17 protein-coding genes and 1 pseudogene are annotated in these 22741 nt (G+C 62.7%); 5 read left to right on the forward strand and 13 right to left on the reverse strand.

The window, feature by feature from the left end:
• Nucleotides 1-4 precede the first annotated feature (4 nt).
• Entirely contained in the window at nucleotides 5-955 is a 951-nt protein-coding gene (locus tag L8I05_RS07210; RefSeq protein ID WP_242167844.1) for a PDR/VanB family oxidoreductase, read from the forward strand.
• Between the two features lie 6 nt (nucleotides 956-961).
• Here L8I05_RS07210 and L8I05_RS07215 read toward each other — a convergent pair whose 3' ends face one another.
• The 6 genes from L8I05_RS07215 to L8I05_RS07240 all read right to left on the reverse strand — a co-directional run bounded on the left by L8I05_RS07215 (nucleotide 962) and on the right by L8I05_RS07240 (nucleotide 9033).
• Nucleotides 962-1675: a GntR family transcriptional regulator gene (locus tag L8I05_RS07215; RefSeq protein ID WP_242167846.1), complete on the reverse strand. Its 714-nt coding sequence runs from the start codon at nucleotides 1673-1675 to the stop codon at nucleotides 962-964.
• 55 nt (nucleotides 1676-1730) lie between these two features.
• On the reverse strand, nucleotides 1731-3473 hold the full coding sequence (locus L8I05_RS07220; RefSeq protein WP_242167848.1) for an acyl-CoA dehydrogenase: 1743 nt from the start codon (nucleotides 3471-3473) through the stop codon (nucleotides 1731-1733).
• 35 nt (nucleotides 3474-3508) lie between these two features.
• Complete coding sequence (locus tag L8I05_RS07225) at nucleotides 3509-4744, reverse strand: thiolase family protein (protein ID WP_242167850.1); 1236 nt, start codon at nucleotides 4742-4744, stop codon at nucleotides 3509-3511.
• The gene (locus L8I05_RS07230; RefSeq protein ID WP_242167852.1) at nucleotides 4741-6615 is read right to left on the reverse strand and encodes a feruloyl-CoA synthase; all 1875 of its coding nucleotides are present in this window, start codon (nucleotides 6613-6615) and stop codon (nucleotides 4741-4743) included. The genes L8I05_RS07225 and L8I05_RS07230 overlap by 4 nt, the downstream gene beginning before the upstream one ends.
• 62 nt (nucleotides 6616-6677) lie before the next feature.
• Nucleotides 6678-8126: an aldehyde dehydrogenase gene (locus tag L8I05_RS07235; protein ID WP_242167854.1), complete on the reverse strand. Its 1449-nt coding sequence runs from the start codon at nucleotides 8124-8126 to the stop codon at nucleotides 6678-6680.
• Between the two features lie 76 nt (nucleotides 8127-8202).
• Entirely contained in the window at nucleotides 8203-9033 is an 831-nt protein-coding gene (locus tag L8I05_RS07240) for a p-hydroxycinnamoyl CoA hydratase/lyase (protein WP_017139056.1), read from the reverse strand.
• A gap of 213 nt (nucleotides 9034-9246) precedes the next feature.
• On the opposite strand from L8I05_RS07240, the gene L8I05_RS07245 reads away from it, so the two are divergent.
• Nucleotides 9247-9735 carry a MarR family transcriptional regulator gene (locus L8I05_RS07245; RefSeq protein ID WP_242167856.1) on the forward strand — a complete coding sequence of 163 codons (489 nt, stop codon included), beginning with the start codon at nucleotides 9247-9249 and terminating at the stop codon, nucleotides 9733-9735.
• A 5-nt stretch (nucleotides 9736-9740) separates the two neighbouring features.
• On the opposite strand, the gene L8I05_RS07250 is transcribed toward L8I05_RS07245, so the two are convergent.
• On the reverse strand, nucleotides 9741-11066 hold the full coding sequence (locus tag L8I05_RS07250) for an OprD family porin (RefSeq protein WP_242167858.1): 1326 nt from the start codon (nucleotides 11064-11066) through the stop codon (nucleotides 9741-9743).
• A 309-nt stretch (nucleotides 11067-11375) separates the two neighbouring features.
• Here L8I05_RS07250 and mhpT point away from each other — a divergent pair, with 309 nt between their 5' ends.
• The gene (mhpT, locus tag L8I05_RS07255) at nucleotides 11376-12584 is read left to right on the forward strand and encodes a 3-(3-hydroxy-phenyl)propionate transporter MhpT (protein ID WP_242167860.1); all 1209 of its coding nucleotides are present in this window, start codon (nucleotides 11376-11378) and stop codon (nucleotides 12582-12584) included.
• Here the strand turns inward: mhpT and L8I05_RS07260 are convergent.
• From L8I05_RS07260 to L8I05_RS07270, 3 genes are all read right to left on the reverse strand, one after another.
• Nucleotides 12562-13509, reverse strand: a complete 948-nt coding sequence (locus L8I05_RS07260; protein WP_242167862.1) for a transporter — start codon at nucleotides 13507-13509, stop codon at nucleotides 12562-12564. The two genes, mhpT and L8I05_RS07260, sit on opposite strands and share 23 nt — an antisense overlap.
• Before the next feature lie 81 nt (nucleotides 13510-13590).
• Nucleotides 13591-14358, reverse strand: a complete 768-nt coding sequence (locus L8I05_RS07265; RefSeq protein WP_242167864.1) for a coniferyl-alcohol dehydrogenase — start codon at nucleotides 14356-14358, stop codon at nucleotides 13591-13593.
• Nucleotides 14359-14431: 73 nt separating this feature from the next.
• Nucleotides 14432-15907 (reverse strand): benzaldehyde dehydrogenase, encoded by a 1476-nt coding sequence (locus L8I05_RS07270; RefSeq protein ID WP_242167866.1) that lies wholly within the window; start codon nucleotides 15905-15907, stop codon nucleotides 14432-14434.
• A 270-nt stretch (nucleotides 15908-16177) separates the two neighbouring features.
• Here L8I05_RS07270 and L8I05_RS07275 point away from each other — a divergent pair, with 270 nt between their 5' ends.
• Entirely contained in the window at nucleotides 16178-17932 is a 1755-nt protein-coding gene (locus L8I05_RS07275) for a sigma-54-dependent Fis family transcriptional regulator (RefSeq protein ID WP_242167868.1), read from the forward strand.
• Between the two features lie 98 nt (nucleotides 17933-18030).
• Nucleotides 18031-18642, forward strand: coding sequence for a TetR/AcrR family transcriptional regulator (locus L8I05_RS07280; protein ID WP_242167870.1), 612 nt, complete (start codon nucleotides 18031-18033; stop codon nucleotides 18640-18642).
• 46 nt (nucleotides 18643-18688) lie between these two features.
• Here the strand turns inward: L8I05_RS07280 and L8I05_RS07285 are convergent, their stop codons facing one another.
• The 3 genes and pseudogenes from L8I05_RS07285 to L8I05_RS07295 form a co-directional block, all read right to left on the reverse strand.
• Nucleotides 18689-19792: a polyamine ABC transporter substrate-binding protein gene (locus L8I05_RS07285; RefSeq protein WP_242167872.1), complete on the reverse strand. Its 1104-nt coding sequence runs from the start codon at nucleotides 19790-19792 to the stop codon at nucleotides 18689-18691.
• A 40-nt stretch (nucleotides 19793-19832) separates the two neighbouring features.
• Nucleotides 19833-21169, reverse strand: a pseudogene (locus L8I05_RS07290) (hypothetical protein).
• Between the two features lie 118 nt (nucleotides 21170-21287).
• A complete protein-coding gene (locus tag L8I05_RS07295; RefSeq protein ID WP_242167874.1) occupies nucleotides 21288-22550 on the reverse strand; it encodes a serine hydrolase domain-containing protein in 1263 nt (420 codons plus the stop codon).
• Nucleotides 22551-22741: the final 191 nt, after the last annotated feature.

Genomic DNA, 22741 nt, shown 5'->3' on the forward strand with positions numbered 1-22741 from the left:
GAACATGATCGATGTGGTGGTGGTATCCCGTAATAACGAAGCCCAGGACATTTGCAGCTATGAACTGGCCAGGGTCGATGGCCAGCCGCTGCCCGCCTTCAGTGCCGGCGCGCACATTGACGTGCATCTGCCGGACGGGCGGGTGCGCCAGTATTCGCTGTGCAATCACCCCGAGGAGCGTCATCGCTATCTGATCGGCGTACTCAACGACCCGGCTTCTCGCGGCGGCTCGCGCAGCTTGCATGAGCAGGTACACCAGGGCGCCCACCTGACGATCAGCGAACCACGCAATCTCTTCCCCCTGACCCATGAAGCACGACGCAGCCTGCTGTTCGCCGGCGGCATCGGCATCACCCCGATCCTGTGCATGGCCGAGCGCCTGGCCCATGCAGGTGCCGACTTCGACCTGCATTACTGTGCCCGCGCCAGTGAGCGTGCGGCGTTTGTACAGCGGCTCAAGGCGTCACCGTTTGCCGAGCGAGTGTTCCTGCATTTCGATGAGCAGCCCCACACGGCCCTCAAGACAGCCGAGGTGTTGGCTGCGCCCGCAGACGATGTGCACCTGTATGTCTGCGGCCCCGGCGGTTTCATGCAACACGTGCTCGACAGCGCGCGGGCGCAAGGCTGGCAGGAGGACTGCCTGCATCGCGAGTACTTCTCGGCGGCGCCAGTGGACAACAGCCTCGACGGGAGCTTTTCGGTGAAGCTCGGCAGCAGCGGCCAGGTCTTCACGATCCCCGCCGACAAGACCGTGGTCCAGGTCCTGGAAAGCCAGGGCATCGAGATTGCCGTGTCCTGCGAACAAGGGATCTGTGGCACCTGCCTGACCCGTGTGCTGGACGGCATCCCGGAGCACCGCGACCTGTTCCTCACCGAGCAGGAACAGGCGCTGAACGACCAGTTCACGCCCTGCTGCTCACGCTCGAAAACCCCACTGTTGGTGCTCGACATCTGAACCGTGTCACGACGCGGGCAAAATCACCTTCATGCGCGCGTCGGCGGTGGCTGAGCTGAAGATCTCGGCATAACGCAACGTCGCATTGGCGTGTTCGCGCATGATGGCTTCGGCGCGCGCGCCCTGGCGATTGACCAGGGCATCGAACACGGAGTGATGCTGCATGTGGGCATAGTTGAAGCGCCGGTATTCACGAGCCATATCCTCACGATCCACCGCCAGCGCGGTCACCGATGCGAATGGCAGGTGATCATTGCGTGCCAGCGCATCCGTGATCGCCGGGTTGTGGCTGCCCTCCACAATGACCTGGTGAAAGCGCATGTTAAGGTCGTGGTAAACCTCAAGGTCATCTTCGGTCACGTAGCCTTTGTCGAACAGCTGGTCGCCTTCCACCAGGCAGCGCTCCAGCGCCGCACGCGCCGCATCGGAAAGACCATGCTCTGCGGCTTGCCGCGCAGCCAGGCCTTCCAGCACACCGCGCACCTCGACGGCGCCGGCAATGTCACCGGGGCTGACCGACCGCACCTGATAGCCGCGCCCGCCAAACGGCACCAGCAGCCCTTCCTGCTCAAGGGTACGAAAGGCCATGCGCACCGGCATGCGCGACACACCAAAGCGTTGCGCCGTGGGGATTTCCATCAGGCGTTCCCCCGCCACCAGCTCCCCGCTGGCAATCATCTTGCGCAGTGCAACCAGCACCAATTGACCGGGCTTACTCATCCAGGCAACTTCCAGAAAACGTGGGCTGCCATAGTACCGCAAGCATCCGATCCCGTCAGACGAACGCCAGCGCGGCGCGCGCCCCCTCTATGGCACCCAGGTGTTGCGCCAGTCGCGACGGCAGGTAATCGAAAAAGAACCCGGCGCTTTGCAGCTTGGCGGCACGCAATGGATCGTCTTCGGGCAATGCCCTGGAGACCCGCGCAGCCCGCGCCCAGGCAAAGGCCAGCAACGCCACGCCACAGAGCTGGAGGAAATCCGGCGCGGCCCGATAGGGGTATTCACTGTCTTCCTGCGCGCGTTCACGCACGGCGCTCACCACACTGGCCAGCGCGTCGCACAGACTACCCAATGCGCGGGAGAACCCTGTGCACTCGACATACTGCAAGCCCTGCCCGGCCTCGGCACGCAACTCGGCCAGCAGCAGGCCAAAGGCTCGACCTTCATCCCCCAGCACTTTGCGCAGCAACAAATCATTGGCCTGGATCTCGTTACTCCCCTCGTAGATCATCGCGATGCGACTGTCCCGCAGGGTTTGCTCGATGGCGAACTCGGTGACATAGCCGTAACCGCCCAGTACCTGCAGCGCATTGCTGGCCTGACGAAAGCCCTGCTCGGTGAAAAACGCCTTGATGATAGGCGTCAGCAAAGGCGCCAATCGGGCGGCCGACGAGTCCTGGCCATGCTCGGCCTGATCCAGCAAGTGCGCCGCCCAATAGCCGATGGCGCGCATGCCCTCGCTGGTGGTGCGCAGCTCCAGCAACACGCGGCGCATGGCCGGGTGATAACGGATCGGGTCAGCGGCCTGGGCCGCCACCTCTTCGGGCCTTGACGGTGCACGCATCTGCACACGCTCGGCGGCGTACTGCCGGGCATTTTGCCAAGCTGCCTCGACATGCCCCAAGCCCTGCAGGCCGACATGCAGGCGCGCCGAATTCATCATCACGAACATCGCCGCCAGGCCCTGGTTGGCATCACCGATCAGCCAGCCTTGGGCGGCGTTGAATACCAGGGAGCAGGTGGCGCTGCCTTTGATGCCCATTTTGTGTTCGATACCGTCGCAATGCACACCATTTACCCGGCCATCGTCCAGCCGCTTGGGTACCAGGAACAGTGAAATGCCGCGACTGCCCGGCGGCGCACCGGGCAGGCGCGCCAGCACCAAGTGCAGGATATTGGCCGTGAGGTCATGCTCACCGCCGGAGATAAACAGCTTGCTGCCGCTCAAGCGATAGCTGCCATCCGCCCGTGGTTCAGCGCGACAACGCAGCAGGCCGACATCGCTGCCGGCCTGGGGCTCGGTCAGGCACATGGTGGGCAACGCCTGGCCACTGACAATCTCCGGCAAGTAGCGTGCCTGCAGCCAAGGGTCGGCGTGAGTCTTGAGGCACAGGTAGGCGCCGTGGGCGATCCCGGTGTACATGGCCCAGGCATGGTTGCTGGCGTAGAGCATTTCTTGCAGCGCCGCATCGAGCAGTTGCGGCAGGCCCTGCCCGCCCTGCTCTTCGGCGCACGCCAGCGCCGGCCAACCACCCTCGACGTAAGCACGATAGGCCTCGACGAAGCCGTCCGGGGTGCTGACCTGGCCCGCCTGCCAGCGGCAGCCCTGGCGATCGCCATGGCTGTTCAACGGCGCCAGCACGCCCTGGCTGAAGCGTGCCGCCTCCTCGAATACTTGTAATGCCAGCGGCAGGTCGAGGGCCTCAAACGCCGGGTTGCGCCGCCAGCTTTCGGGCGCCTGCAACCAGTGTTCGAGGACAAATTGCATATCGCGCAGGGGCGCCTCATAGCTCCACATCGGTACACCTCATCGACTAAAAAAGAATCACGTACTCATGCGCAAAAAGCAGGGTTCTCGATCAGCAGCGCCATGCCCTGCCCGCCGCCCACACACGCCGCGGCAATCCCGTAGCGCAGGTTGTGCTGACGCAGTTGTCGGGCCAGGGACATAACCAGGCGCAGGCCAGTGGCAGCCAGTGGATGCCCAAGTGCCAGCGAGCCGCCCTGGACGTTGAGGCGGGTGCTGTCCAGCTCAAGTTCATGGGCCACCGCCAGCACTTGGGCGGCCTGGGCTTCGTTGATCTCGAAGCGGCCGATGTCATCCAGATTCAACTCGCTGCGTTGCAGCAGCAGACGAATCGCCGGCGCCGGGCCGATGCCCATGAACTCGGGGGCCACGCCGACCACCGCGCTGGCCAGCAACCGAGCCAGTGCCGGACGCGTGCAGGCCGAGGCGCGGCCCACCAACGCTGCCGCAGCGCCATCCACCACGGCACAACTGTTGCCGGCGGTTTGCACGCCGCCGGGATGCACGGCGCGCAAGCGTTTCAAGCTCGCAAGGTCGGTGGGCCGAGGGTGGCTGTCCTCGCTCACGGCACCGGCCCGACGCGCCAGGCTGATGCCTCTGGGCTGGTATCCCTCAAGCTCGAATACCTGGTTATCGACCGCCACCACCTCGTCAACCCAAGCGCCGTCACGCTGCGCCTGCAACGCTCGCTGGTGGCTGGCGCAGGCGTAGCGGTCCACCGCCTCGCGGCCCAGGCCATAACAGCGCGCCAGGTTGTCGGCCGTGGCGATCATGTCCAGGCCTGGGGCCGGGTCGTACAGGGCTTCCCACAGAAAATCCTTGAACTGGACCTCGCCGCCAAGACGAAACCCGCCCCTGTGGGTGTAAGCCGCAATGGGGTTGCGCGACATGGATTCACTGGCCACACATAAGGCCAGTTGCACGCCGTCCCGCAGTTGCCCGGCAGCCTGGCGCAACAGTTCGAAACCGGTGGCGCAGATGCGCTGCACCCCCAGTGCCGGAACCGCTTGCGCCACACCGCTGTACAAGCCGATATGCCTTGGCAACAAGTAAGCATCGAAGCTGGCCTGGGCCATGGAGCCGGCCAATACGCTGTCCACTGCTTGCGGTTCAATACCCGCCCGGGCCAGCACCTCACGGCCCACCTTGATCCCCAGGTCGATGGGCGAGACCTGAGACAGTGCCCCACCCAGGTCAACCCAGGGAGTGCGCACGGCCTCGAAAATCGCCACATCGGCAAACGCCGAATACTGCCCGTTCAAGGCCTGGCCTCGGCACGCAGCAGCGTGGTGTCTTCGCCGCGATACAACGCCTCGACCTTGGCGGCGCGCCATTGCAGCACGGCGCGCTGGTTGATCGAACCTTTGTCGGTGATTTCCCCACGATCGATGGACGCCGGCTCGTCGAGCAGGGCAATCCATTCCAGGCGACTGGCATTGCCGGTGGCCCCGCGATTGAGGCGTTGCAACCAGTCGCCGAACCACTGGCGTACCGGCGCGCTGCCCAGCACTTCGGCGTCACTGGCGTCGGCGTCCAGGCCCGCCAGCCGACGGCATTCGTAGAGCCTGGGGAACACCAGTGCTCCGAGACACTCGCGGTCGGGCGCGGCAATCACCAGGTCCTGCACATAGGGCGAGCCGTCGAGCACCGCGCGATTGCGCAACGGACCCACGCTGACAAACACCCCGGAAGAGAGCTTGAAATCCTCGGCAATCCGCCCATCGAACATCAGGCCCAGTTGCGGCTGCTGAGGGTCGGCGAGCTTGATCGCGTCTCCTGAACAGTAGAACCCCTGTTCATCGAACACCTCGGCGGTTTGCTGGGGCGCCCGCCAATACCCCGGCATGATATGCGGCCCGCGAAAGCGCCCTTCGAACTTGCCGTCCACCGGCACCAGGCGCACCTCGCAGCCCGGCGCGGGCAAGCCGATATAGCCGGCCATGGACAACGGCCCGGTGGTGAAGGTGCAGGACGGTGCGGCTTCGGTCATGCCCAGCCCGGCCATCATGCGAATGCGTTCACCACAGTGCTGTTCGGACACGCGGTCGAGACGGTCCCAGATGCTTTGGGACAGGCCGGCGGCGGCGAAGAAGAACAGTTTCATCCGCGCAAAAAAACGCTCGCGCAACTCGGCGTCCTGTTCCAGGGCGTTGACCAGCTCTTCCCAGCCCTTGGGCACCGTCAGGTAAGCCGTGGGCGACACCTCCTTGAGGTTGCGCAAGGTCTGGGCAAATCCCTGGACCGTGGGCTTGCCGTCGTCCAGATAAAAGGTGCCACCGTTGTAGAGCACGATGCCGACGTTGTGGCTGCCGCCAAAGGTGTGATTCCACGGCAGCCAGTCCACCAGCACCGGCGGCTCCTCACCGAACACCGGAAATGTCTGCAACAGCATTTGCTGGTTGGCACAGAGCATGCGCTGGGTGGTGATCACGGCCTTGGGTAATTTGGTCGAGCCCGAGGTGAAGAGAAACTTGGCGATGCTGTCGGGACCGGTTGCATTGAAGGCCTGCTCGGCCTCAGCGCCCCCCGGCGTGTGCAGCAGGCTGGCGAAGCTTATCTGGCTGCGCCCGGGCACTTGGCCGCGCACGCAGATCAGCGGGGTTTCGGCCGGTAATACGGCCTCGATCGCACGCTGGTAGGCCACCGCATCGCTGACGAACACCAGCCCGGGTTGCAGCAGGTCACAGACATGCCGCAGCTTGGCGAAATCCTGGGACAACAACGAATACGCGGGCGATACCGGGCAATAGGGAATGCCGGCGTACATGGCGCCAAGGGCGACCTGCAAATGCTCGATGTCGTTGCCCGACAGCAAGGCCAACGGCTTGTCCGCCGACAGCCCGTAACTCAGCAGGCCCTGGGCAATCGCGCGTACGCTGTCGAGCATCTCGCGGTAGCTGACACGGCGCCAATCACCGCCGGCCTGGCGTGCCGCGATAAACGTCTGCTCGGGCCGCACCCGAGCCCAATGCACCAGGCGATCGAGCAAGCGCGCCGGCAACTCGGCCAGGGGTTCCAGGGAGCGCATGTGCAACACGCCCTGTTCTTCAGTGACCGCCACGGGTGCGTGGCCGATGGAGACCTCACGGTATCGCGGTGCGGGCTGGGGTTGCGGTCGGAATTCGGAACTCACAAGGATGTCCTCCAGCAAGGCGGATCACAGCCGCCTTGTTATTGTTATGTCGCAGCAACTGCTCAGATCGGGTAATGCCGTGGCCCGTTCTGCAAGGTCACCCAGCGCAATTGCGTGAAGTGCTCAATGGACGCCTTGCCACCAAAGCTGCCGTACCCACTGGACTTGACCCCACCAAACGGCATCTGCGCCTCGTCATGCACGGTCGGCCCGTTGATATGGCAAATACCCGACTCGACCCGCTGCGCCAGTGCCAGCGCGCGTGCGGTGTCGCGACTGAAGATCGCCGCCGACAGGCCGAACTCGGAATCGTTGGCCAGGCGCAACAAGGCTTCATCTCCCTCACCACGCAGCAGGACCGCCACCGGGCCAAAGGACTCTTCGCGGTACAAGCGCATCTGTTCGGTGACACCATCGATCAGGGTCGGCTGCAGGATGCTGCCCTCCAGCTGGCCGCCCACCACCAGCCGCGCGCCCTTGGCCAGAGCATCGTCGATCAGGGCCTTGATGCGCGTGCCGGCGCTGGCGTCCACCAGGGAACCGAGTACCGAATCCGCCGCAGCGGGGTCACCCGCACGCAGGGTCGCGACCTTGGCCGCCAGCTTGGCGGTGAACGCATCGGCCACCCTGGCATCGACGATCAGGCGTTCGGTGGACATGCAAATCTGGCCCTGGTTGAAATAGGCGCCAAAGGCCGCCGCCGCCACAGCGGCGTCAAGATCGGCATCGTCGAGCACCAGCAACGGCGCCTTGCCGCCCAACTCCAGCAACGCCGGCTTGAGGTGACGGGCCGAGAGTTCGCCGACAATCCGCCCGACATGGGTCGAGCCGGTGAAGTTGACCCGCCGCACGGCCGGGTTGGCGATCAGCCGCTCGACAATCGCGGCGGCATCCGCCGGAGCATTGCTGATGACGTTGACCACGCCATCGCCCAGGCCGGCGTCCTGCAACACCTGGCCGATCAGGCGGTGCACCGCCGGGCTTAATTCCGAGGCCTTGAGCACCACGGTATTACCGCAGGCCAGCGGCATGGCGATGGCGCGCGTGGCGAGGATGACAGGAGCGTTCCACGGCGCGATGCCCAGCACCACACCGCACGGTTGACGCAAGGCCATGGCGAAACTGCCGGGGACATCGGAGGGGATCACCTCCCCCGTGATCTGGGTGGTCATCGACGCTGCTTCGCGCAGCATATTGGCCGCCAGGCGCACATTGAAGCCATACCAGTTGTCCATGGCGCCGGTCTCGCCGGCGGCGGCGATGAATTCGCTGCTGCGCGCCTGCAATTGCTCGGCAGCGTTGAGCAAGCGGGTCCGGCGCTCATTGGGCGCCAGCGCCGCCCAGGCGGGGAACGCGGCGTGGGCGGCAGCGACCGCGGCGTCGGCATCTTCCAGGGTCGCGGCGGCCACTCGGGAGACCACTTCACCGTTCACCGGGTTGCGACGTTCGAAGGTTCGACCGTCACGGGCGCGGCACGACTGGCCGCCGATCAACAGGGGCACGTCCAGCATGGTGATTCCTCTTTATTGTCTTTATCGGGAATACGTTCAAACAGGGTACAACGGCGCGGCCAGGCGGCCGCGCCCTTCAGCGTTTATACGCCTGCAGGCCAGGCTTGATGCTCTTGTCGTCGAGGAACTGTTTCATGCCCTGCTCGCGACCGCCTTCGGTGTCGAGCAGGCGCGACTGATCGAGCTTGGCGTAGAGGTAATCCTCGTTCTGCTCCCAGGTCAGTTCGCGGCAGCGCTTGAAGCCATGCTTGGCGGCACGCAGCACCACCGGGTTTTTCTCCAGCAGGTTGCGCGCCAGTTCGATGGTCACTTCGCGCAGTTGAGCCAGGGGCACGCTTTCGTTGACCAGGCCCATTTGCGCGGCTTTCTGCCCGCCAAAGGTCTTGCCGGTCATGATGTAGTACAGCGATTGACGATGGCCCACGGTGTCGGCCATGGCCTTGCTCACCAGGTTGCCCGGCGGGATGCCCCAGTTGATTTCCGAGAGGCCGAAGGTCGCTTCGTCGGCGCAGATCGCCAGGTCGCACGCCACCAGCGGGCTGAAGCCACCGCCGAAGCACCAGCCATTGACCATGGCGATGGTCGGCTTGGCGTACATGCGCAGCAGCTTCCATTGCCATTGCGAGGCTTCGCGGCGGATTTTTTCCTGGAGGATTTCCGGGCCGGCATCCACTTCACGGAAGTATTCCTTGAGGTCCATGCCCGCCGTCCAGGCTTCGCCCGCTCCGGTGAGGACCAGCACGCCGGCGGCAGGGTCCTGCTCGAGGGTTTCCAGGACGTCGATCATTTCCCGGTTCAGGGTCGGGCTCATGGCGTTGCGTTTTTCCGGACGATTGAGAATGACCCAGGCGATGCCTTCTTCGATCTCAACCTTGACTGTGGTCCAACGGCCTTCGTAATTGCTCATAGCGGTACGCTCTTGTTCTGGGTGTGAAGATGATTCGAAATTAAACCGCAAATATAGTTATGTCAATTAACTATTAATCTTAATAACCAATATTTTTCATGCTTAAAACCCACGCGTTGCAGGCGCTGTGAAAACCCGGCATAGCCATAGCCAGCCAACACCGGCAAACTAGATAGCATTCTTAACCTGCACCTTTTGAGGATTGCACTGCCAATGGCCAAGCCTTCCAACATCGCCACCGCCAGCCAGGCCCTGCCCGACAACGACGAGATACGGCCGCCGCTGGATTCAGCACTGGACGATCTGATCGGTTACGCCATGCGCCGCGCCCAGCTCAAGCTGTTCCAGAACCTGATCGGCCGGTTGTCGGACCACGACCTGCGCCCGGCGCAATTCTCGGCCCTGGCGATCATCGAGCAGAACCCCGGGCTGATGCAGGCCGACCTGGCTCGCGCCCTGGCCATTGAGCCACCCCAGGTGGTGCCGTTGCTGAACAAGCTGGAAAGCCGCGCCCTCGCGGTGCGGGTACGCTGCAAGCCGGACAAGCGCTCCTACGGGATCTTCCTCAGCAAGACCGGCGAAACCCTGCTCAAGGAGCTCAAGGAAATCGCCGCACAAAGTGACCTGGACGCCACCGCCGCCCTCGACGGCCAGGAGCGTGAAGAGCTGCTGCGCTTACTGAAGAAGGTCTACCAGGACTGATCGGCCTACCAGAGCGCCACGGTGTAGAGCACCAGGAAACGGGTCTGGTTTTCATCGCGAAAGGCCGCGCCGCTCGGGAAGTCATTGCGGTAGATCGACTTGCGCGCCAGGAACCCGACGTTCTTCAGCGGGCCGCTCTGGATCACATACCCCAGTTCCATCTGGAACTCGCGCTCCTTGCGATCCTCGGCGTTGAAAGCGGCCAGTTCGATGTTGTCGCCACGCACATACCGCAGCCGCGTCTTCAGCCCCGGCATCCCCGCTGCCGCGAAGTCATAGTCGTAGATGGCTTGCCAGGTGCGCTCCTTGGCGTTGAGAAAGTCCGAACTCATGGTCAGTTCGCTCATGCCCATCAACTCCGTTCCCGAGATATAGGGCGTGGCCGTCTCCCCGCTTGAGTGCATGTAGCCAAGGCTGACGCGATGGCCGCCCAGGCGGTAGCCGAACAGCGCCGAAAGGTTGCGGTTATCCACCTTGCCCGCCTTGGCACTGCCATCCTCACGGCTGAAAAAACTGCGCAGGTCGCTGGTGAGTACGCCGTCGCCCACCGGCAGGTTGTGCAGCAGCGCCAGGGTGTCCTGCTGGTAGAGGTCCGCGATCTGCGAGTGATAGGCGCGCAAGCTGAGGTCTTTGTTGACCTGATAGTCACCGCCCACATAAGCCAGGTGCGACGTGGTGGCAGTGGCGTTGAAGCGCCGGTTGGGCGAGGCGATGGTCATGGCCTGGTAATCGGTGGAGTCGCGCTTGTTGATGCGGTCGATATAGCCCGTGTTGAGGGTCAGGCCATCGATGTCCTTGGAGCTCAACGTGGTGCCGCGAAAAGTTTGCGGCAGCAGCCGCGACGGACTGGCAAAGGCAAACGGCAGGAAGATCGACACATCGCCGGCCTTGATCGTGGTTTGGGCGAACCGCAGCTTGGCGGTTGGGGCCAGGCGCGAGTACTCGTCGGCGGCGCGCTTGTCGCTGGCCGACACCGGTAACAACTCGGTACCGCTACGGTCCGGCGAAGAGTCGAGCTTGACCCCCATCAACCCGCGTACATCCAGGCCAAAGCCCACCGGGCCAGGGGTGTAACCCGATTCCAGGTTGAGGATGAACGCCTGGGCCCATTCCCGTGCGGCGGTCTTCGCACCGTCGTCCTTGTAGTCACGGTCCAGGTAGTAATTGCGCAAGGTCAGGGTGCCGTGGCTGTCGTCGATAAAGCCTGCAGCCCACAGCGAACCGGGCAGCACGCTCAAGGCCAGCAAGGCCAGCAGCCGGCGTGGAGTGGTGTTCGACACACAGGGGACGGACGCCGCTGCAACGGCGTCCTCCATAGGGAGTTTTGGCATGTTCGATGTCCATTTTTGTTGTTGTTATTGGGTTGGCACACGCTCGGCCCTGTCAGCCTCACGAGCCAAGAATGGAAACAGCCGACGGCACTCGTCAACCGTAAATGACCGATAATCGAACATTAATAAAGCTATCTATTTTTTAGCAATTAACAAACAAGTATTTCAATTAATTGAATTTAATGACTTTATTCTGTTTTTTTACTGATCTTATTCCACGATTCATTTTTTAGTTATATTTGTTATCTTAATCCTCAGCAGCCGCTCAAGCTCGCCACCACAACAAAAAAAACAACAATGAGGTTTGCCATGGACAGTTCATCGCGTCGTTCGACGCTGACTATTGCGTTGTGCTTTATCGTTGCGCTGATCGAAGGGTTCGATCTGCAAGCCGCCGGCACCGCCGCCGCCGGGTTGCGTCAAACCTTCGCCCTGGACCCGAAGATGCTCGGCTGGGTGTTCAGCGTCGGCATCATCGGCCTGCTGCCGGGGGCGTTCTTCGGCGGCTGGGTTGCCGACCGGATCGGGCGCAAGAAAATCCTGGTCAGCGCCGTGCTGCTGTTCGGGCTGTTCTCCCTGAGCACCGCGTTTGTCGACAGCTACTCAAGCCTGTTGCTGGTGCGTTTCCTCACCGGCCTGGGCCTGGGCGCCGCGCTGCCCAACCTGATCGCGCTGTGCGCCGAAGCAGTGAGCGAACGCAACCGTGGCACGGCCATCAGCGTGATGTACTGCGGGGTACCGCTGGGGGGCGCATTGGCCGCGGTGGTGGCGATGTTTTCCAGTGAGCACTGGCAGACCACGTTTATCATTGGCGGCCTGGCGCCCTTGCTGGCCGTACCGTTGATGATCCTGCTGCTGCCTGAGTCCAGTGCCTTTCGCCAACAGCTCGACACCCCCCACGGCGCCCGCCCCTCCACCGGCCAGGCGCTGTTCGGCGAGGGTCGCGCCCGCACCACGCTGGCCTTGTGGCTCAGCTACTTCTTCACCCTGACCGTGATGTATATGCTGCTTAACTGGCTGCCGTCGCTGTTGCTGGAACAGGGTTTCAGCAAGCCCCAGGCGGGCATGGTGCAGATGCTCTTCAATATCGGCGGCGCTCTGGGTTCACTGCTCGGCGGCGTGTTGCTGGACCGCTGCAATGCCGTCAACGTGGTGTTGTCGGTGTATGCCGGGTTGCTGGCGGCGTTGGCCGGGGTCGGATTGTCGGTGGGCATCGTGCCCATGGCCATCGCTGGCTTTGCCGCCGGCTTGTTCGTGATGGCTGCGCAGTTGGTGCTGTACGCCTCGGCACCGCCCTCGTATCCCACCTCGGTGCGTGCCACCGGCGTCGGTGCCGCCGTGGCTGTCGGCCGCCTGGGTTCGGTGGCCGGGCCCCTGGCGGCCGGGCAACTCCTTGCCGCCGGCGCCGGCACCGCCGGGGTACTGCTGGCGACGTCCCCCGGAGTGGTGATTGCCGCACTGACCATCATTAGCGTGATGGTGCGTACGGCGCCAACTAGAACTTATGCAGCCAATTGAGCACCAGTTTGTTGCCCTCGGTGCGGTTCTGCGCCTGCTGTTCGAAGTAGGCGTTTACCGATAGCACCTCTTCCTTGCTGAACGCGTAGACCAGGCCTGGGCCGATGGCCCACACCTTTTCCCGACGCCCGCTCAAGGCGTGCCCATCGACCTGGGTATCAGTGATCTGCTTCAACCAGTAGCCGTTGACCCCCACGCTCAGTTGCTGGTTCAAGGCATATTGCAGCGTCAGATTGGCATGCAATGCCTGGCCGGCCTGGGTATCGGAAACATCCCCGAAGCCTGCCTGCGGATCATCATTCTTGCCATTCCACAGGTACATGAAACGTCCGCTCGCCGACCATTTCGGGCTGAACCAGTACGTCGCCGCGTAATACGGGTTGAATGACCAGAAATTGCTGCCGGGGTTGATCGAACGATTGCGGTCATAGGCTCCCACCGGGATCGACACATCAGCCTCGACACGCTGGGTCAACAGCGGGCTGCCATCGGCGCGGCTCAGGGTCGGCAGTTGCAGGAAGGCACCGACCGTCAGATCACCGAAGCCGGCACGGGAACTCAGCGCCGCATTGTTCAACCCATCGTCGACATTCACATGGGCCAGGGAGGTGTTGATCAGGGTGAATCCGGGCATCGCGCCATTGGCCAGGGGTTGGCCGACGTAGATGATCTGCGTGGTAGGCGCCACCACTTCCACATCCTGCCTGGGCAACGCCAGCTTGTTGCCGTGGGCATCGTTGAAACGGCTCGCTCGGGAGTACGTCAGGTATTCCTCCAGGTACCAGCCAGGCCCCGCCGGGGCCGGTGAGCCATCGTAGAAACTGGTGGTGCCCAGGTTGAGTCCTGGCAGGTCATAAGCGTGTGCAATCGGTGACAGTGCGACAAACGTGGTGGCCGCAACCTTCCGCAAGATAGGCTTGAGCATCTTGTATGTCCTGTATTTTTGTTGTTGTTCAAGACTCCCGGCACGGAGGGGCCGCACCGGGATTTTTCGCTGTGGCAGGCCCTACACGTAGGTGGCGGCCAACCCGCCATCCACCGGCAGATTGACCCCGTTGACCCAGCGCGAAGCGTCCGAGCAGAGGAAGGCAATCACCGGCGCCACCTCATCGGCCAGGGCTGGACGGGTCATGCGCTGGCTGTCCTCGGCCACCCGCTGCGGCCCGAGCATGCTGACGAAATCGCCGAGAATCGGGGTAAACACCGGCCCCGGCGCCACGCAGTTGATACGCACCGAGTGATCGCGAAACCAGCACTGGGATTGTTGGAAGCTCCACACGATCAGCGCTTCCTTGAAGTACTGATAACAGCTGGCCTGCTCCACCGGATTGGCCGCCAGCCACTGCTGCCCCGCCTCGAAGCTGGACGTCGCAGCCAGGGCCTTGTGCAGCTCCAGCCGTTGCGGCCATTGCGCGCCAAGCACCGAGGCGACATTGACGATGCTGCCGCCCGCCGGCAGGCGTGGCAGCAGCGATTGAGTCAGGTGCCGCAGCCCCAGGTAGTTGACCGTGGCCACCGCTTGCGCGGGCGCCGTACCGGGCACCCCGGCGATGTTGCACAGCCCGTCGACCCGCGCGGGCAGGCGCGCCACCAGCGCATCAATGCTGACAGGGTCACCCAGGTCAGCCTGGAAGAAGCCATCCAGGGTCAGTTGCGGTTCATGGCGATCCACACCGATCACCGTGGCACCCTGGAAACGCGCGAGCCGCGCCAGTTCTGCGCCAATGCCGGAAGCGACACCGGTGACAATGATGGTTTTGTTGTGCAGGTTCATGTTCAAGCCCTCTTATTTTTGTATAGGCATGGGTGTATCAAAGCGATGAGCCAGGGCCCGGAACGGCCACGGCTCAGAATGGATAGACCGGCGGAGTATTTTTCACCGTGACCCATTGCCACTGGCTGTACTCGTCCCAGTCGGCCGGCCCGCCGACGCTGCCGCCGTTGCCGGAGGCACCGCGCCCGCCGAACGGGTTGATGCATTCGTCGGCCACGGTCTGGTCGTTGATGTGCAGCAGGCCGCAGTCCAGCCGCTCACCGATGGCCATGGCGCGCCCGACCGACGGCGAGATGATGGCGGCCGAAAGGCCGTACTCCGTGCGGTTGGCCAGTTCGATGGCTTCCTCGTCGGTGGAGAAACTGACCACCGTGGCCACCGGGCCGAACAACTCTTCCTCAAAGGCGCGCATGCCCGGACGTACGCCACTGAGCACGGTGGGCTGGTAGAACAACCGGTCATAGTCGCCGCCCGCCTCCAGCCGTGCGCCGTCCTGCAGGCTGTCACTGACAATCTCGTGCACGCGCTGCAGTTGCCGTTGGTTGATCAGCGGGCCGAGCGCCGCTTCACCCTGGGCGGCATTGCCCACAGTGAGCGCCCGGGCCTTGTCCACCAGCTTGCGGGTGAGGCTGTCGGCGATGGATTGATGCACGAGAATCAGCCCGGTCGCCATGCAGATTTGCCCCTGATGCAGCCAGGCACCCCAGGCTGCATTGCTCGCGGCCAGGTCGAGGTCGGCGTCTTCGAGAATGATCAGCGGGTTTTTCCCGCCCAGCTCCAGTGCAACTTTTTTCAGGTGTCGACCGGCCACTTCAGCGACTTTTCGCCCCGCCGCCGTGGACCCGGTGAACGCAATCATCCGCACATTCGGATCGCGGCACAGCGCTTCCCCCGCCGGCGCCGCGCCCGGCAACACCTGAAGCAGACCCTTGGGCAAGCCCGCCTCTTCGAACAGTCGGGCAATGAGAAACCCCCCGCTGACCGGAGTCTGTGGGTCGGGTTTGAGCACCACTGCATTGCCCGCCGCCAGCGCTGGAGCCACTGAACGCAGTGACAGCACCAGCGGGAAGTTGAACGGTGAAATCACCCCGACCACGCCGTGGGGCTGGCGCCGTGCATAGGAAAGTCGGCCTGCAGCGCTGGGCAGCACCACCCCGTGAGGTTGGGACAACAGCCCCGCCGCCTGATGCAGCAGCACAATCGCTTCGCGCACCTCGTGTTCGCCCTTGAACAATGCGCCCCCGGTTTCCCGCGCGACGTACAGCGCCAGCTCGGCGAAGGACCGCTGGGCCAGGTCCGCAGCTCTGCGAAATACCTCGGCGCGCTCCCGTGGGCCCAACGCAGCCCAGGCCGGCTGCGCCAGGGCCGCGCTGCGGCAGGCGATGGCGATGTCGGCCGCGTTGGCCATGGCGCAGCGCATCAGGGGTTCGCCGGTGGCGGGTTCAATCACGTCAATCACAGATCCCGAAACGGGAATCCAGTCGCCGTTGAACAGGCATTCGGACGCGATGGCCCGCTGTAGAAAGGGGGTGGTCTCAGACACTGACATTGGCAACTCCGGTTCTTGTAATTGTCATCGTCTGCACAGGGTGCAAACGCCGCATCAGGTCTTGAGCAAAGGCTGTGCCGCTTGCACGCAACGGCGCGGACATCAATCGGCGAGGTCTCTGGGTCGAGGCCTGCCACGCAGCGTTCACACGCCTGGGGTGTTCACCCGCAAAAAACCCGGGCTCTGCCACTTGTTCAATTGATAAGGTTATGTTTTATAACTATCTGAGTAGTTGCTCATATCGATCACTCGCTTTGCAGGGGCATAACAATGACTAATCCCCACAGCGCGCTGCCCGACGACCGGGTGGCCACCGCGCCCTACCCTCCGCGCGGCGACAGTCGCCAACTCAGTGACAGCAGCTCGCCCACCACAGCGGAACTGGCCGACTGCCTGTTCTTTTCCCCTGAAGACGGGCGCATCTGGCTCAACGATCAACGCATGTTGTTGCTGCACAGTTCGTCGTTCGGCGCCCTGCGCGCCGAGGTCATCGAGCGCCTGGGACGGGACCAGGCCCGGGGCTTGTTCACCCGCACCGGTTATGCCTCCGGCGCACGGGATGCGCGCTTGATCCGCGAGCGCTGGCCACAGGCCGATGCCGCCGCGGTGTTTCGCGCCGGGACTCACCTGCACACCCTGGAAGGCATGACCAAGGTCGAACCGCTGCACTTCAAGTTCGATGCCGAATCGGGGTTCTATGAAGGGGAGTTTCTCTGGCACCACTCGTGCGAAGCCGATGAGCATGTGGGGGCCTACGGCATCGGCCAGGACCCGGTGTGCTGGACCGAAACCGGCTATGCCATCGGCTTCGTCAGCGGTCTCTTCGGGCAAATGGTGATTTTCCGCGAAGTGGAATGCCGTGGCATGGGCCATCGCCGTTGCCGCGTGATTGGCAAGACCGCCGAGCAATGGGGTGATGTCGAGCAGGACCTGCGCTACCTGAATGTTTCCCAGGCCGTCACTGGCCCTGCCACCCCCACGCTCGCAGGCCCCGTAGCCAGCAGTGGCGGAACCCGCCAGCCGCAACCGTTGGTGGGCGCCAGTGCTGCGTTCAACGCGGCGATGCAAGCGCTGCAAAGGGTTGCACTGACGCCCGCGACAGTGCTGATCAGCGGTGAGTCCGGCGTGGGCAAGGAGATGTTTGCGCGCCAGCTGCACCAGCTCAGTCGTCGCCACGACAGCCCGTTTGTGGCACTCAATTGCGCCGCCATCCCGGATAACCTGGTGGAGGCCGAACTCTTCGGTGTCGAACGCGGCGCCTATACCGGCGCGACGCACTCGCGCCCCGGGCGGTTCGAACGGGCCCAGGGCGGCACCCTGTTCCTGGATGAAATCACCAGCCTCAGCCTGCCGGGGCAAAGCAAGTTGCTGCGAGCCTTGCAGGAACGGGAAATCGAACGGGTCGGCGGGGTGCGCGGGATCAAGGTGGATGTGCGCGTGGTGGCCGCCACCAATATCGACCTGCGTAAAGCGGTGGCAGACGGAAGCTTTCGCGAAGACCTGTTCTACCGGCTGAACGTCTACCCCATCGCCCTGCCCCCGCTGCGTGAACGCCGGGACGACATCCCGCTGCTGATCAATGCGTTCCTGACGCGCTTCTGCCAGGACTACGCCCGGACCCCGTCAGGCCTGACCATGCGCGCCCTGAAGACGTTGCTGCGCTACGACTTCGCGGGCAATGTGCGCGAGCTGCAAAACCTCATCGAACGCGGCCTGATTGCAAGCGATGAAGGCCAGGCCATTGACCTAGTGCATTTGTTTCGCAACGAACCGATGCCCGCCGAGCCCTATGGCCTCGACGACCAAGGCGGCCTGTCAAATACCGCGCAGGCGCGGCGCGCGACGCTGCTGGATACCCTCGCCCCGTTGGACCAGGGGTTTTCCATCGAAGGCCTTGAATCGCGCCTGATCACTGAAGCGTTGCAACAAAGCGCCGGCAACCTGGCTGCGGCCGCCAGACTCGTGGGGCTCAGCCGTGCTCAATTTGCTTACCGTATGAAGAAGCACCAGCGGCAAACCCCTTGAATGGCAATTAGGGCTTTAAAAGCTTTACCCAATTAAGTATTTTGCAGGGGTATGGGGCCGACACGCGCCCCTCTTTTTATTCGTGACAAGGATCTCCTGTGAGTGGACTGCGTGAACGTCAGAAAGCCGAGCGCCGGCAAGCTATCAGTAAAGCCGCGGTCGAACTGTTTGAGCGCCAGGGTTTCCAGAACACCACCATCGAACAGATAGCCAGCCAGGCCGGAGTGTCGCCGCCGACGGTGTTCAAGTACTTCGGCAACAAACAGGAAATCATCCTGGAGATCCTGCACCATGCCGATCAACGCGCGATCACCGACACCCGCAGCCTGATCCACCAAATAGACGACCCGGTCGAAGCGCTCTGCCACCTGGAACGCCTGCTCACGGGCTATGCCCTGGAGGTCATGCACCCCAGCCTGTGGCGTGAACTGCTGCCGCTGATCCTGTTCGGCGGCAGCAATGGACTGCCCGAAGGCTATCGGGCCATGAACGATGCGCTCAGGGCCGAAATCAGCGAACTGCTGCGCGAGTTGCAACGGGCCGGCAAGCTGCGCCCGCAACTCGATGTGGAATTGGCCGCGTTCCTGTTGAATGACTATTCGCACCTGCAACTGTTCAGGCTGGTGAACCAGGAACACCCGGATATCGACGCGCACTCCCTGCAGGTCAGGCGTATCACCGAGCTGGTGTTTTACGGCATGCAGGCCTGATTGCCTCCCGAGTGGAGCCCGGCGCACACGCACCGGGCCACACTGATCAGCGGTTACTCTTGATGGCGGTCCAGGTGCGGGTACGGATGCGCTCCGCGGCAGCCGGGATCGGCTCCAGGGCGAACAGGGTCTTGCGCGCTTCGTCCGGCACATACATGTTGGGGTCGTTGCGGATGCTGGCGTCCACCAGCGCGGTAGCGTCCTTGTTCGGGTTGGGGTAGCCGATTTTGTTGCTGATGCGCGCAATCACGTCCGGGCGCAGGATGTAATTGATGAACGCATGGGCCTCCGCCGGATCGGGAGCCTTGGCCGGGATCATCATCACGTCCGACCACATCGGCGCGCCTTCCCTGGGCAGTGCCATCTCGACCTTGACGCCCTTGCCGGCGGCATCTGCCAGTCGTGTGGCCAATGCGACACCGCCTGACCAGCCCACGCCCACGCAGATATCACCGTTGGCCAGGTCCATGCCGTAGCGCGACGAGTTGAAGTAACTGACGTAAGGGCGAATCTTCATCATCAAGGCCTGGGCTTGCACATAGTCCTCACGCTTCTGGCTATTGGGGTCGAGGCCCTTGTAGTGCAATGCAATCGGCAGGATCTCGTTGCTGGCGTCGAGGAAACCCACGCCACAACTGGCGAGCTTGGCGAGGTTTTCTTCCTTGAAGATGATGTCCCAGCTGTTCATCTGCACGTTGGGGCCCAGGGCTTTGCGCACCTTGTCGACGTTGTAGCCGATCAGTGTGGTGCCCCACAGGTAAGGCGCGGCATAGCGATTGCCTGAGTCACCTGCGGTTTCCAGGGTTTGCATGAATTGCGGGTCCAGGTGCAGCCAGTTTGGCAACTGCTTGCGATCCAGCGGCTGCACGGCCCCGGCCGTGATCAAGCGTCCCAGGTTAGCGGAGCCGGGAAACACCACGTCATACCCGGAGTTGCCCGTCAGCAGCTTGGACTCCATGGTTTCGACGCTGTCGAATACATCGTAAATCGGGCGAATGCCGGTTTCCTCCTGAAAACTCTTGAGCACTTCGGGGGGCAGGTATTCGATCCAGTTGTAGATCCGTACGGTTCGTTCTTCAGCCAGGCAAACTCCACTGATGAGCAACGAGGCGACAGTGCCCAGCACGGTGTTACGCAAAAATCTGTTCATGATCAAAACACTCCAGCGCGGCCGCGATGGCTCGCAGCACTTAATAGCGGTAGGTGAAATACAGTTCCAGCGCACTGAACATCTGGTCGTTGCCGAACACCTGTTTGGCGGCGGCGAGTGGCTTGACCCAGTTGTACGACAGCGACGTATAGAACGACGGCGTGGGTGTCCAGTCGAGGAAAACCACACTTTCGTCAGCAAAGCGCCGATCGCTGACCGGCGCGCCCAGGTAGTTTTTCTCGTCCAGCCAGAACTGGTAGTGAATCGCGCCCAGGGTCAGGGTTTCGTTGAGGTGGGTCTTGAGGGAGAACTGCTGGACGTTTTCGTTGCTGTTGAACATCAGGTAATTGCCGACCACGTCCCCGACCAGCCACGTGCTCCAATCGATGAAGCCTTTGCTCAGTGGGTCCCAGGCTTTTTGCCGGTGGTCGGTGAGGTTGTCGTCGCCGGAAAAGCTCGCGTAGCGGTAGCCAAGGACCGGCGTCAGCGGCAAGGTGTTGAAGGCATAGTCGGCCTGGGCATACCAGGCGTTGGCAGCGTAATCGACACCCTCGCCGCTCCCCCTCTCCAGCGCGTACTCGGCATTCAGCGTCAGCGCCTGTACGCCGGGCACATTGGCGTTGAGCGCCCGCAGGTTGTACACCTGCATCCCGTCCCGACGGCGCGGGAGCGTGCTGCCTCGGGGGCCAGGGCATTGACCTTCATGGCCATGGCGCCGAGCGTCACCTGGTCATCAAGGTTGTAATCGAGGTTGATGCCGGTCATGCGGAAGTCGCCCAAGTCATCATCGGTGCGCAAGGTGAAGGCCTGGGACTTCAGCGCGCCATGATCCCAGGCGAGGATCGCCGAATCCTTGAAGGCGGTGCGCGGGCCGAGCCAGTAGGCGCCATCCTTGTACTGGTCGAGGTTACCGTCCATGACGATGAACCCCGTACCGATCATGTAGTTCTGGCGGCCGGCGGTGAACTTCCACTCGCCGGCGCGAAAACCACCGTAGAGTTCTTCGGTAGCCACCTTGCCGTCGGAGCTGCGAGTAAAGCCTCCCGCATCGCCATCACCGAAGGTGCTGGCCGCCACCAGGGAACCGCCCGCCAACAGGCTGAAATCCGGTTGCAGCGCGTACTCGAGTTTGACTCCCGGTTTTACGTAGACCTCTTGCCAGTTGATCCTGGCGCCGCCGTTTTTACCGTTGCGCGCATCGACCTGGCCGCTGCCGAAGTTGACGCCACGGGTAAACAGCGTCGCCCCTCCTGCCGTGAGATTGACTTCACCCTTGAGATCGCCGTCCTCAAAGGTGTAGCCCGCCAGCGCAACGTGGGTGGTCAAGGGTAAGCCGAGCGCTAACAGCGCTCGGGAAAAACGCTTGGTGAAAACCATAAGAAGCTCCTGTGGAATTATTGTTGTTACAGGGCAGTCAATGGCGACGCAGGGCGCCGCACAACACCTGGGCAAGCCAGGTGAATAGAACGCAAGACTCTTATTTTTTGGGCGTGGATCAGTGACTCAGGTGGGCAGCAATCGCGCGCAGCATGCGCACGCTGTCGGTATCGAACGGGCTGACCGCATCGGTGAGCGACGATTGCTTGACGATCACCACGCCGGACGGCTTGTCGATGAACAGGTATTGGCCGTGGATCCCTCCGGCCATCAGGGCTTGGCTGTGGTCGTTGAACACATACCACTGGCTGCGATAGGACGCACCGGGCGTCCAGCGGGAGAACTCGGCATTTTGCGCATAGATCGCCGGATCCGCACCGGCGGTGATACGAGCCACAGTCTCGGGCGACAGCAGCTCAACACCGTCGTGGCGACCGTTGTTAGCCAGCAGGCGACCGAAGCGCGCGATGTCTCTCAAGGTGGCACTGAAGCCCGCCCCGGCCACGTTACGCCCCCAGGGATCGGCCATGAAATAACCGTCGCGGTCGCACCCCAGGCGCCCCCAGACCTCCTCCAGCATCTGACTGCAGGCCTTGCCCGAGGCACGTTCCATGACCCACGCCAAGGCTTCAGTGGTGGCCGTCACATAATGGAAAAAGCCCCCGTGGCTGCCCCGTTTCTTGAGGGATGGCAAGTACTGGTACAACGATTCGAACTGCGCGTACTGCGCCGGTGCGGGTTGAAAACCGCAGGCGTAGCCGTACTGTGAGCTTTCTGAATTGGGGTCGTCATACACCTCGCTGTAGTCGATGCCCACCGCCATGTCGAACAACTGGCGCACCGTGGCATCGCCAAACGCACTGCCCGCCAGTTCAGGCACGTAGTAAGCGGCCGGCCGCTCGGGCTTGAGCACGCCGCGCGTCACCAACTGTTCACCCAAGGTACCGATCAGCGACTTGGTCACCGAGAACATGATGTGCCGGTCACAGGCGCGCTGACCGTTGAAGTAACGCTCGTACAACACCGTGTCACCCTGCATCACCAAAAAGGCGTCCGTCTGGCTGGCGACGAGATGCTCGATCACGCGGATGCCCAGCCCACTCTCACTGTCGAAACACAGCTGATCCAGTGCGCGCGGCGCCTCCTGCAACTGACTGGCAGGCCCTGGCCCCGCCGCAACATCAATGCTGGGTCTCAGTCGAGACAGATGACGGAACCCCCATTGATTGAAGGGCGCGCGCATCCAGTTGTTCCACGTTACCCGGTGTTCCGGCGCGGCGGGAAAACCCTGCATCAGCAGCGGCGCCACGCGAGTGGCCAATGAAGATTCATTGGCCTTGACGTAAGAAGTCGCGAGGGAGAATTGGGCTTTATGATTCATCGGGATAACCCTGAAGATGACTCTGCATGAAGCAGATGCAGAGAAATAATTACCCCATACAATATTTTAGTCAATAAAACTTTTTTATCATAAAAGTAGATTTACTTGCACGTAGTGCGCGGGTCCACCCTGCCCATTCTCCAGCAACAGACCTGAGGTTCGCTTCGAGCGCGGGAAATACTTCGTTCCAC

This window comes from Pseudomonas sp. MONT-RG-20F-20-E-7-02 (genome assembly GCF_022662395.1).
Taxonomy (GTDB): Bacteria; Pseudomonadota; Gammaproteobacteria; order Pseudomonadales; family Pseudomonadaceae; genus Aquipseudomonas.